Source organism: Aliiroseovarius sp. B-4 (assembly GCF_056857795.1).
Map to the genome: position 1 here is coordinate 162,186 of NZ_JBSXNV010000037.1, position 12,362 is coordinate 174,547.

Consider the following 12,362-nt stretch of genomic DNA (forward strand, 5'->3'; position numbering starts at 1 on the left):
ACGTGCCTGTGCGTTTTTTGATGAACAGCACGACTGGCTCTAAATTGTTTCCCTTCGTAACCATCTGATTTAAGCATCAGGTATGGCAGTTCGGCGACGCTGAACGCGGACTGCTCGGGACATTGCAGGGTGGGGACAGCATGGTCATCGAAGCGCTTGAACGTCAAACGCTTGAGCTTCTTGCAGAAAGGGGGCGGCGGCGTGACTTCAAGAAAGGCACTCAGATTTTCAGACATGGCGAGCGGGGGACATCGTTGCTGATCGTGGAAACGGGACGGGCTGAAGTCAGTATCACAACCGCAACGGGCCAAAAATCAATCTTGGGTCTGGTCGGTGCCGGAGATGTCATCGGTGACATTGCCTGTCTGGATGGCGGACCGCGCAGCGCCGACGTGGTTGCGTTGGAGCCTGTTACAGGTCTGGAAGTGGCCCGCCGGGATGTGTTGCAAATCCTGAAAGAAGACGGCGACAGCGCCATACTTGTCATCGTTGCCTTGTGCCAGAAGGCCAGAAATGCGTCTGAAATGTTCGAACTCAAAGCGCTGGCCAGTGGGCGGTCGCGACTGGCCAGTTGCATTCTGCGGTTGTTGAAGGATCAGAATGGCGATGCCAGCGCCGACCGCGTTCAGGTTAGCCAAAGCTGGTTGGGGGCCTATGCCGGCCTTACCCGTGAGAACGTGAACAGACAGTTGCGGATATGGGCCAGGGATGGAATTGCGCGGTTTGAAAAGGGGGCAGTCGTCATCACGAATCTGAATGCGCTGGAAGGCATTGCGTTGAACGATGGCGATTGAAAAAAGGGGCAGATTGCAGCGGTTTTCACGAAAAAATCACACATTTGCTGCAAACATGCTTGCATGTGTGACCTGCGTCACAAGTTTTGACGCAATCTACGCATATACACAGAAGTGGAAGCGCTGAAGGCCCTAACACAAAAGGTCTTTTTAGCACGATAACTTAGCAAGGTATCGCTTTGGGTGGCCGCATCGCGGCGTTGGAGCGACATTACGTCCCGGCTTCTGCCGGACATTTCTGGGGTGCTTCCGCCTGACAAATGACGGTCAGGTAGGGCTACATCAATTATGGTGGCCGTGAGTGGTGAAGGCGCTACGTCAGCTCCGGGTTGTCCGACCCGGAGGCGCCGACCGTCTCATCTTTTTCTATATCCGCACGGATCGCTTCGAAACGGGACGCCCATTCTCGTTCGCCCCGTGCTTCGATCATCTCTGCCGCCTGTCGGATCAAATCCCGTGCGTCATCCATATCGCCGCGCGCGGCTTTCACCTTGGCCAACACAGCATTGTAAAACGGAAGGTTCAACTGGGCACCGATTGCGCTGGCATGGCTGATATAGCCTTCGAACGTGGGCGCGGTATCCAGATCGCCGTCATAAACCCTGAGCAGCGACTGCCATAGCCGCCCGATCAGGGACCAGAACCCCGCGTTCTGTTCATCGGCAATGTCTATGCCGGTCTGAATTTCGGTCAAGGCGAGCGGTAAGTGGCCGCCTTCAAAAAAGGCCTGTGCCCCAAAGATATGAATCCATGGCAACTGAGTCGTTGCCCCGATCGCGTTCAAATGGCTCTTGGCGGCCTCGATTGCACGCACAGCTCCATCCTTGTCACCCTTTCGAATAAGGATATGTGCGTCTGCCGACAGGACCGATGCCAGTGGATCCGCACCGATTTCGACAAACAGAATCCCATGATCTTCGGTGCGATACAGGCGTTTCAGCGCATTGCTGCTGTTTTCCGCTGCTTCGAAATCCCCGGAATAGAGTTCCTGCGCAGTCTTGTTGACAAGCCACAGGACGGCAAGTTCATCAGACCCGTTTGCTGCCAGCTTTTCCATTTGGTCAACCAATTCACGGCTGGCGCGGACCTCACCGCTGATGATGCGGTGCGCAAACAGACCGTAGAGAGTGATCATCCGCTGGCGATCGGTGCCCTCGGCATAGCTTACCGCGCTTTCAAGCTTCTTATAACTGTCCAACACGGTCGGATGAGAGAACCCCAACCGTTGCACCAAGGCACTGGCAAGCAAGGACAGAACCGGAAGGTATTCCTCGCGCGTGACGGTGTTCCCCTTCGCCTGCTTCTCCATATCCACCTGTGCGCTGTCCAGATACTTGATGGCCGGATCAAAGTTGGCCGCCATCAGCATTCGGACCCCTGCCGCAATACAGGCTGACGGGATCTGATCATGCGCTTTGGCGGCCAAAACATGGTCGGCCAGGATTTCCGGCAGCTTCGCGACAAGATCTGGATCGTGCAGTCGCAACTGGTCGGCAAATTGCAGATGAAGCGCCCGGCGGCGTTTGCCGGGCAACATCTCATAGGCGGCGTCACGCAGAAGAATGTGGTCAAAGGTCAAACCGTCCCGCCGCTTGTGCAGGATGCCGTTGATGGTCAGCACACGCAGTTCATCCTCGATGTTGCTGCGGTCAGGTAGCAGGAGCCTCGCATGGGCTGGGTCAACCACGCGCCCCAGAACCGACAGGCATTGCACGACATCCTTCAACGGGCCAAGCCCGTTGATGATGGCTTGAAATGTCGCTTCGATGCTTTGGGGCAGGGGCAGATCGCCGGCTTGGTTGCCCAGTTGACGGGCGCGTTCAGCCAGAGCCAACAGAAACAAAGGGTTGCCTTCCGCACCGGAAATGATGCTGCGCCGCATGTCCTCTGTCAGTGCGGGATAAGCCGCGAGGGCATCCTTCGCTGCTTCATCCGATAATGGCTGAAGGACAACGGTCTGGATCCCCGTTTCATCTATCAATGTGTTGATTTGGTCGGTCCGCCGGCTGGTGATGATCAATCGGTTGGTGAAACCCGGATCGTCAATGAGGTTGCGCAGAACAGTCGCGCTTTCTTCGTCGGCCCAATGGAAATCATCGAACGCTAAAGCCGCCATCTTACGGACCGCAATTTTGCGCAAAGCCTCAGTCGTCAATTCGATCCGACGCGACTTTTGCTGTTCCGGCGGCAGTGGCACGGGCGTTGCGTCGCGAAGCCCCAAAACGGTTGCCATCAAATTCAGGTCTTGGTCATTCAAGGCGACGCCGATGTCCGACAAACCCGCCTGCAATGCGGTCGATGGCGACGCATCGGTCAGTGAAAACTCGCTCCGCACGGCCTCTATGACCGGAAACAGCGCCGTTTGGCTGAGATTTGCCCGTGCGTCCAGGCATATGACGGGCGATGGATCGGCGCGGCGGATCAATTCGCTTAACACCGCCGACTTGCCGATCCCCGCAGGCCCGATCAGCGCAAATGTCGTCGCCGTCTCGCCCAACAGGGTCGACAACTCGCTCTCTCGTTCAAGCAACTTTCGGCCGGTATCCGATTGCTCAAGGAATGTGAAGCCCGAGACCCCTATAACGTCGACCGGAACGTCAATGCCCTTCAGCGCGAGTGGTTTGTGCGATGTGATGTCCAGTTCTGCCAGTCGAGACAGGAACGATTGCGTTTCACCCGAGATCACGACGCCGCCTGTCGGTGCTTGCTCCTGCAAGCGGGCGGCTCTGTTGACATGTAACCCCGCCAGCTGAGGGAATAGAGTTCCGGTCTGCCCGACCCGGCACATGACCTGACCGCTGTCGATCCCGACGCGGACATTCTGGCCATTAAGTGTTTCGGGTGCGTTTTTTGCGATGGACAGGCCAGCCGCGATGGCTGAAAGCGCTGAATCTTCGCCGTCATGACCCAAGCCGAAACAGGACAAGACACCATCGCCGTATCGTTGCAAAACGGTGCCGCGATAGGTCAGGACAACATTGCTGACCAGTTCGTGGAAGGCTGCGATTGTGTCGTCATAGGCCTCCAACTCGGTCGAGTTGGCATAGGCTGTCGAGCCGACCAGATCGACAAACTGGATGGTCAGAACGCGGAGTTCAGGGTTTTGAGCGTCCAAGACAGCTTCCGCCCCGCAGTTCCCGCAGAACTTCGCCCCCTGCGCCAGCGGCTCGGAACATGCCAAACAGTTTATAACCTGCATGATATCCTCAATCGTTACGTCGCACCCAGGACCGTGCTTGTGCAGCGTGTCTGACGCGTCGGCTATCCAACGGGTTTGTCATCGACCAAGAGCACCAAATTCGGAAGGCACCCGGAAGCCTCATATCGCGATGATCCAAGAGCGGTCCGACTTCCATCTGCGTATCCGGAAAGCCATCTGCACTGGGATCTGTGACCGAAACCTCGCCCGATATCGGTGCAACATAGGACCGGTCAAGTTGAAGATCGAACGCGTTATAGAACATTTGCCCACGCGTATTTCGGGTGACGAATGTCATGTCCAGCAGGTCCGATATGGCCCCGTGTGCCGCGTGCCCCGACAAGGCGACCGGATCGCGATGCTGCTCGGCGCAGAAATCAATCGACAACGCATCCGCATTCGAGGCGGTGAAACGGGTGTTTTCGACGTTGATTTCCGCCTTCGACTTGGGCATCGCATAAAAGAATTTGCCCGCAAAGATGGCCGACGAATTGTTGACGTAAAGACGGCGCGGATACAAGAACGGTGCCGCGTGTCCTTCATCCGTATGCGTGTAGGGGATGGCAAAGGTCGCTTCTCCGTATGGGCGCATTGCCAGAAAGTTTGGAATGAAGGACCCGCGCACATTGTGATAGCTACAAAAGGACATGCCCACAGGGTGGTATCCCGGTCGCACCATCGGGCAGTGACCCAGATGGATACCGTCGGGCAGCATGGTCTGCACCTCGTCGCGGGGCCTTTCATAAAAGAAGAAAACGCCCGTCATCTCGCCACGTGCAAAGAACGGCGTCAACGGCCATGAGGTGCCGGAGATCGAGTTCGTCTGGAACATCGCCTTTTCGGGCAGGGTGTTTTCGCGGGGAATATCTTCGGCTCCGACATTCAGAAGATCGACCCCGGTGATGGCAGATGCGCAGGCAATCCCCGACATCGTTGCCCCTTCAACGCATCCCGCATTCAGCCCGCAACGGGTCCAGTCTCCGGCGAGGTAGAGGTTTGAAAACCCGCTCTCGGACGGGGCGAGGCGATGATAAACGCTGTTGGTGACGGACAGGACATAGCGCTCTGACCCGTACATATTGACGCGCGAATAGACGGCGGACTCGGGGTTGTCGTGAAAAAGCGCTTTGTCGAATTTGCCGCGTTTTCTTGCTTTGGGCCAAAGCTCCGGCAGGTCTTTGTCCATCCACGATGCGACATTGGTGTTGAACTCATCCAATGTTTCGCCGTCCGGCGCAGGCGCGCAGAAGTATGAAATTGAAGCCGGGCCAGGATCGGGCCAAGCCTCGTGCGGGATCAGGTGGGACATGTCCGCCCAAGTGTCCAGCGGTTCGGCAAATCCGGTGATGATCGTCCGCATGGGTGATGAAGGGATGGCCGTTGGGCTGTTGTGGACTTCCACCCGATCCTCCCACCCCATATCTTTGACGGACTTGTTCAGCCAAAGCTGGGCCGCGTGGGTGCCGACGGTCTTTACCCGGTCCAGCATCAGGCGCCACCGGTCTGACGTGGCCGACAGCTCCCGCGTCATATAGGGCAGCGATCCCAACGAGGCCCCCAGAAGCACGATATCGAAATCCTTGCCACGCTTCAGTTCAAATGGTGTGCCGGTCGGCGGGGATTTTTCGCATTCGAAATCAATACCCTGTTTTTTCAGTTCGGTGCCATCTACAAGTTGCGACCACAGCGGCTCGGACGGCCAGCAGGGCAGGCCGCCCACGTCAACCAAGGGTTCGTAGTTTCCTGATTTGACCTTGGCCTGACGGACCATTGAAAGGCGATCAACGCGTGTGCCGATATCGTTCAGATGAAGATCGCGGGCGGCGCAGAAGAATTCGAATTTCACACCTATTGCAGCCAGGACCTGATAGTAAGGACCGAAAATCGTGTCGCCCATCCCGGCCTGCATCTTGTGAAAGATCGCGGTCGAATAGGTGAAGATCAGACGCGACATCGCGCGGATCGCGGTGCCTGCGCCGGTGTCGCCCTGCCGGTCTGTGTTGCCCTGTGGAAAGCCGAAAACGAAGTCGTAACATCCGCGAATGGCAACCCAATCCAGCGCCTGATCGCTTGCGTTGTTCATTCGCAGCCAGTCGGTGAACTCCCACTGATCAAGAACATCATATCCGCTGGTGAAGGTGTCAGATCCGACGACTCCACGCATATAGGCCAGCCCGATATCCACCAGATAGAGGCCACGTCGCTTCGCGTCGTCCTGAATGTTATCAGGCGTTTCCATCGCGTGGACAGCGGCTTGGGCGGCGTCGATGAAGTCCAGCAGGATATTCGTATCGCGGGCGGTGTGCTTTGCCGGATCAGCAGGCATCGAAGCCACGTGGCGATGGATGGACTGATGGTGGCCCAGCAGTCCTGATGGCAGCGCGATGCCCAACTGGTGATGCGGGCCGTCTTCCAACTCACCCTTCTTCATAAATTCGATAACGATCTCAAGAATGCGCATCATCATTTGAAACGGGTCGGGGACTTTTGTTTCCGATCCCGGCTGTTTGTCATTACCGGGCAGATCAATCACCCAAGGGCGCCATTGGTTTTCGTCCAGTGAGGTTGTCGGCACCCGCTCGGCGAGAAATAGATGGGACAGGGGTTTGAACGCCTTGTCCATCGTCCCCAAAGGATCACTTTCCTTACGCAACCCCAATTCGACCAATTGTTCATAGCAGCGTCGCATATTGCGAAATGCGTTGTCATAGAATCCGGCCCAAACATGCAATCCGTGCTCTTCGATACGCTGACCATATTCCGCGTTGCGCCCGCTGGCCCCTTTGCCACCATTGCGCCAGCCCAATTGATAAATCGTGATGTCGTATTTTTTGTCCCAATCTGGCGTTTGCGTGATGGCATAAACTGCCGCAATTGCACCTACGCCCCCGCCAATCACGGCAACTTTCTGTTTGGCCATCCCCATGTCCTTGTTATTTATTGGAAAACCCGTTGCTCCAAGGCTCTAGCTTTTTTGCCGGGCGGTTCTCCTTCAAGTTTATCTTTATCTTAACACTTGGTTAATTTCTACGTTAACGATTTCGTCAATAGCGGATAGAAAGGCCGATGACAGGGTGGGCTGCTTGCCCTTCTTGTCTTGTCTGGTCTGATGCGATGCAATCGCGGCACTGTTTGGGCTAAATCTAGTAAAAGTTGAGAAGGATTTGAGCTTTATCATTAAGCGCGAGCCTCCGTTGAGGCGAGCGGCCAAGCGTGTAGCACTGAAGGCCTGTCTGATGTCGGTGCGCCAGCCTCGTCGTTGCCAAATGAAAGTTAGCGGTTGATCCCGACCGCCGTCGCTTTTCTTATGAAACCGTCATCGAAATTCGAGGAGCATTGATGCCCAGATCACAAACAGGACCGACGCGGGCCAAGTTGCCATCCACCAGGCGATCCCTGCCAATAGCATTGATGCGCGCCCGCGAAAAGGTCATGGGACCTGTGCGCGAGATGCTTGCACCCATTGGCATCACAGAACAGCAGTGGCGCATTCTTCGCGTGTTGTCAGAGCACGGTGCGCTGGATGCGACCCATCTGGGTGAAAGGACAAGCCTGCTTTTGCCCAGTTTGACGCGGATCATTCAGGCGATGGTCGCGAACGGTCTGGTGACGCGCACCCGAGACAAGGCAGATCGGCGGCGGCAAATGCTAGAGATCACCGCAGCCGGGCAACAAATCATTGACGACAATCGCGACCGGGCTGAGCAGATCGCAGACGGCTACGTGCGCCATCTTGGGCAGGAACAATTCGAGGCGTTGCTTGATGCATTGGAAAAGCTGGAGCGCCTGTAGCACCCTGATAAGCATCACGTGCGTGTGAAACGTTTTCGGCGGAAAAACCGGTCAGAATATATCCGACAAAAATAATCAAGATTGCTTTACCTGACAAAATAACTCATCTATAGCGGGTTCGAAACACCAACAACGAGGGTTCCATGTTCCGAACGTCGCTTTACACAACCACCGCATTTCTTTGCAGCATGGCCTTTGCACAGGCATCTACGCCGGAAGATATCCTGAACAACTATGCCGATATTGCCCGGGCGGGGTATGAAGACAGCCTTGCTCTGGCACAGAAATTGAATACAGCGGTCGATGCGCTTCTGGCCGCACCGACAGACACCAGTCTGGCCGCCGCCAAAGCCGCTTGGCTGGCCGCCCGTGTGCCTTATCAACAGACCGAAGCGTTTCGCTTTGGCAACCCCTCGGTCGATGAATGGGAAGGCAAGGTAAATGCGTGGCCGCTGGACGAAGGGCTGATCGACTATGTTTCAACCGATCTGGGGGCCAATGACGAAAACCCGTTTTCGACAGCAAATATCATTGCGAACCCTGAATTGACCGTTGCTGGTGCAAGCATTGATGCCTCAGAAATTACCCCTGAACTGTTGGAAAACCTGCACGAGATTGAAGGGATCGAGGCCAATGTGGCGACGGGCTATCACGCTATCGAATTCCTGTTGTGGGGTCAGGATTTGTCGGGCACGGATCATGGTGCAGGTCAGCGACCAGTCACGGATTTCGATACGGAAAATTGCACCGGCGGCAATTGTGATCGCCGTGCGGCTTATCTGAAGGCAGCCACGGACCTGTTGGTCTTGGACCTTCGGGATGCGGTCGCCAATTGGTCCGAAGGCGGGCAGGGGCGTTCTGACGCGATCGCGGATGCCAACCGGGGCATCGTTATGGCCTTCACCGGGTTGGGCAGCCTGTCCTATGGCGAACTGGCCGGCGAACGAATGAAACTTGGCCTGCTTCTGAACGATCCGGAAGAAGAACAGGATTGTTTCTCGGACAACACCCATAACTCGCATTATTTTGACGGGCTCGGCATTCGCAACGTCTATACCGGGCGTTATGTGCGGGTCGATGGTTCGGTCATCGAAGGTCCGTCGCTGTATGACCTGGTGAAAGAGAAAGACGAAACATTGGCCAACAATCTTTTGGGTGACATGGATAGAACCATGATTGCGTTGGGTGACATCCGCACCGTCGCCGACGCTGGCACGTCTTATGACCAGATGCTGGGGGCGGGGCATCCGGGTGGTGCACTGGTTCAGAACGCGATTGACCATCTGGTGGCGCAAACCCGCAATATCGAGCGTGCAGTGGCGCTGGTCGGGGTCGATAGCGTGTCGATCGAGGGATCTGAGAGCTTGGACAATCCGTCGGCAGTTTTCGAATGATCCGCCGAGGCTGACAGCAATTAAAAGGGCAGCACGTTAAGCTTGCCCTTTGCTATTTCGGAAGAATGGGAGCCGATCGCTCAAGGTTCAGTTCCGCATCCGAGAACACCCAAGGACCTCGCACCCCGGGCACACCGTCCGGGGCAATCTGCATATTGCGATGCTGAATCTGTGGGTTGGCGAAGGTCTGTTCCATTGTGTTGATCGGGCCAGCCGGGACGGTGGCGTCTTCAAGGGCGATCAGGATGTCGGCCATGGGCCGGTTTGCAAGCGCCGCCTCAATCTGCGGCGTCAGGTCCGCGCGGTTCGCCACGCGGTCCTGATTTGTGGCGAAGCGGGCATCCTTCGCCAGATCGTTCCGCCCGATCACCTCACAGAAACGTTGGAATTGCCCGTCGTTGCCCACGGCCAGAATGATGTAGCCATCCCTTACCGGACATGCCTGATAGGGGGCGATATTCGGATGCTCGTTGCCCATACGGTTCGGGCTGGTGCCGGTCGCAAGGAAGTTCATCGCCTGATTGGCCATCATGGCGGTGGCGCAATCCAGAAGGCTCATGTCCACATGCTGCCCGCGCCCGGTGCGGTGGCGTTGTTCGACAGCGGCCAGAATGCCGATTGTGCCATAAAGACCGGTCACGATATCGGTGATGGCAACGCCTACCTTCTGGGGATGCCCTTGCGGGTCGCCCGTGACGGACATCAGTCCCGAAAGCCCTTGCAGAAGGAAGTCATATCCTGCCCGCTTCGCCCAGGGTCCATCCTGACCGAACCCCGTGACCGAGCAATAGATGAGCCGCGGGTTCAGTGCGGACAGGCAACCATAGTCCAACCCGTATTTGGCCAACCCGCCAACCTTGAAATTCTCGATCAGGATGTCGGCGTCCTGGACCAGATCACGCACGATCTGCTGACCCGCGGGTGTGCGAAAATCGGCCGTCACGCAGTCCTTGCCCCGGTTCGCACAGTAATAATAAGCGGCGGTCCGGTCGCCATCACGCTCGATAAACGGCGGCCCCCATTTGCGGGTGTCATCGCCATCGGGGCTTTCGACCTTCACCACATTGGCGCCCAGATCGGAAAGTGACTGACCGATCCAAGGTCCGGCCAGAATACGGGCAAGTTCGACGACTTTCAGTCCTTCAAGCGGGTGCATGGCGGCTCCTAGAGGTATGGCGGGGTGCAGGCGGACACGATACGCGCAGGGCGGTCCGAAATGTTGCGAAAGCGGTGCGGTTCGCGCGAGTTGAACAGATAGGCATCACCCGCTTTCAGAACGCGGGTGGCGTCGCCCACCGTAATCTCCAACTCGCCTTCAATGACGATCCCGCCTTCATTGGCTTCATGTTCGATCATGGTTTCACCGGTGTCCGCGCCCGGTTCGTAAAGCTCGTGCAGCACCTGAAGTCCGTGCGCCTTGGCGTCGCCCACCTGCTTGATGGTAATCATCCGCAGCGCGGCGTCATTGTCCTGATACAGCGCCGATGTCAGGTCGCGCAGTTCGACGGGTGTAAAGAATACTTGATGAGTCGTGGGCGCTTCGGGTTCAAAAAACTCGGACATGGACATGTTCAATCCGCCCAATATCTTGCGCAGAGAGGCGACGGACGGGGACGAGTGGTTCCGTTCGATCATCGAGATCTGACCATGCGGGACATTCGCGGCCTCGGCCAACTGTCTTTGAGACAAGCCAAATTGCTGTCTGAGCGATTTCAGTCGCCCGCCGACATCGAACTCATCCTGCATGTGCTCTCCCCTGTCTTGCTGCGATTGTGCAGTCTGCGCAAAACCTCCGCCTTCGTAAATCTTGCGCAAAATTTTGATAGCATTGCTCAGAATTTTGCGCAATATGGTGCGGAATCAAATTTCGAAATGGGGGATCGCATGTCGAACACCGAACAATTGAAGGCACGGCGCAATGAAGCTGTCGCCAATGGGGTTGCCACGCGTGGCATCTATGCCGCGCGCGCGGAGAATGCCGAGCTGTGGGATGTCGATGGCAAGCGGTTCATCGACTTTGCCGTAGGCATCGCGGTAAACAACACCGGGCACCGCCACCCCAAGGTGATGGCAGCGGTCGCCAAGCAGGCCGAAGCCTTCACTCACACCTGTTTCCACGTCGCACCCTATGAGGGCTACGTTAAGCTTGCCGAGCGTCTGAATGCCGCCACGCCCGGTGACTTTGCCAAGAAGACCATGCTGGTCACAACCGGCGCCGAAGCCGTTGAGAACGCTGTAAAAATGGCGCGCGCGCATACCGGACGGTCAGGAGTGATCGCATTCACTGGTGCCTTTCACGGGCGGACGCTGTTGGGGATGGCACTTTGTGGCAAGGTGACGCCTTACAAGAAAGCGTTCGGTGCGATGCCGCCCGAAGTCGTGCACATTCCGTTTCCGAACGCGTTTCACGGCACCTCGGTCGAAGTCTCTCTGTCGGTGCTCGACAACATATTCAAAAGCTCGATTGATCCGGAACGGGTTGCTGCGATGATCATCGAGCCTGTGCAAGGGGAAGGGGGCTTCAACATTGCGCCGCCAGAATTCCTGCGTGCGCTGCGGAAGATCTGTGATGAGTATGGCATCGTTCTGATCGCAGACGAGGTGCAGGCAGGCATGGCGCGGACCGGCAAGATGTTCGGCTTTGAACACTCGGGCGTGGCAGCCGACCTTGTAACCATGGCCAAAGGGTTGGCAGGGGGCTTCCCGCTGTCCGCCGTTACGGGCCGAAAAGAGATTGTGGATGCCGCCCCCGTCGGTGGCATTGGCGGCACCTATGGTGGCAACCCGTTGGCTGTTGCGGCCTCGCACGCTGTGCTGGACGTGATCGAGGAAGAAAACCTTTGCGAGCGAGCTGCCGAGATTGGCGACAAGATCATGGCCCGCCTGAACGATATTGCGTCCCGTCAGGGCATGGAGGCCATCGGCGATGTGCGCGGTCTGGGTGCGATGGTCGCGTTTGAACTGGTCACAGATCGTGACACGAACGCACCCGACGCCGCGTTGACCCAAGCCATCGTGGCCGAGGCCGAGGCGCGTGGGCTGATCATTCTGCCCTGCGGCACGCGCGCCAATGTTGTGCGGCTACTGCCCCCGTTGACCGTTCCGATGGATCAACTGGACGAAGCCCTTGATATCCTTGAAGCCTCGATCGAGGCTGCCGTCAACGCGAAAGGAGCGTGAGAC

At 57.0% G+C, this 12,362-nt stretch carries 8 protein-coding genes; 4 read left to right on the top strand and 4 right to left on the bottom strand.

Annotated elements, in window-relative coordinates; all coding sequences use genetic code 11:
- Positions 1 to 140 precede the first annotated feature (140 nt).
- Complete coding sequence (locus tag AC13C8_RS10710; protein WP_482847284.1) at positions 141 to 794, top strand: Crp/Fnr family transcriptional regulator; 654 nt, start codon at positions 141 to 143, stop codon at positions 792 to 794.
- Between the two features lie 313 nt (positions 795 to 1,107).
- On the opposite strand, the gene AC13C8_RS10715 is transcribed toward AC13C8_RS10710, so the two are convergent.
- The gene (locus AC13C8_RS10715; RefSeq protein WP_482847285.1) at positions 1,108 to 3,909 is read right to left on the bottom strand and encodes an ATP-binding protein; all 2,802 of its coding nucleotides are present in this window, start codon (positions 3,907 to 3,909) and stop codon (positions 1,108 to 1,110) included.
- A gap of 91 nt (positions 3,910 to 4,000) precedes the next feature.
- Positions 4,001 to 6,913, bottom strand: a complete 2,913-nt coding sequence (locus AC13C8_RS10720) for an acetoacetate decarboxylase family protein (protein WP_482847286.1) — start codon at positions 6,911 to 6,913, stop codon at positions 4,001 to 4,003.
- 419 nt (positions 6,914 to 7,332) lie between these two features.
- Here AC13C8_RS10720 and hpaR point away from each other — a divergent pair, with 419 nt between their 5' ends.
- Positions 7,333 to 7,785, top strand: a complete 453-nt coding sequence (hpaR, locus tag AC13C8_RS10725) for a homoprotocatechuate degradation operon regulator HpaR (RefSeq protein WP_482847287.1) — start codon at positions 7,333 to 7,335, stop codon at positions 7,783 to 7,785.
- A 143-nt stretch (positions 7,786 to 7,928) separates the two neighbouring features.
- The gene (locus AC13C8_RS10730; RefSeq protein ID WP_482847288.1) at positions 7,929 to 9,179 is read left to right on the top strand and encodes an imelysin family protein; all 1,251 of its coding nucleotides are present in this window, start codon (positions 7,929 to 7,931) and stop codon (positions 9,177 to 9,179) included.
- A gap of 52 nt (positions 9,180 to 9,231) precedes the next feature.
- On the opposite strand, the gene AC13C8_RS10735 is transcribed toward AC13C8_RS10730, so the two are convergent.
- Both AC13C8_RS10735 and AC13C8_RS10740 read right to left on the bottom strand, forming a co-directional pair.
- Complete coding sequence (locus AC13C8_RS10735; protein ID WP_482847289.1) at positions 9,232 to 10,335, bottom strand: CaiB/BaiF CoA transferase family protein; 1,104 nt, start codon at positions 10,333 to 10,335, stop codon at positions 9,232 to 9,234.
- Positions 10,336 to 10,343: 8 nt separating this feature from the next.
- Positions 10,344 to 10,925, bottom strand: coding sequence for a cupin domain-containing protein (locus AC13C8_RS10740; protein ID WP_091430748.1), 582 nt, complete (start codon positions 10,923 to 10,925; stop codon positions 10,344 to 10,346).
- Between the two features lie 138 nt (positions 10,926 to 11,063).
- Between AC13C8_RS10740 and gabT the strand changes: the two genes are divergently transcribed.
- A complete protein-coding gene (gabT, locus tag AC13C8_RS10745) occupies positions 11,064 to 12,359 on the top strand; it encodes a 4-aminobutyrate--2-oxoglutarate transaminase (protein WP_091432450.1) in 1,296 nt (431 codons plus the stop codon).
- The last annotated feature ends 3 nt before the right edge of the window (positions 12,360 to 12,362 follow it).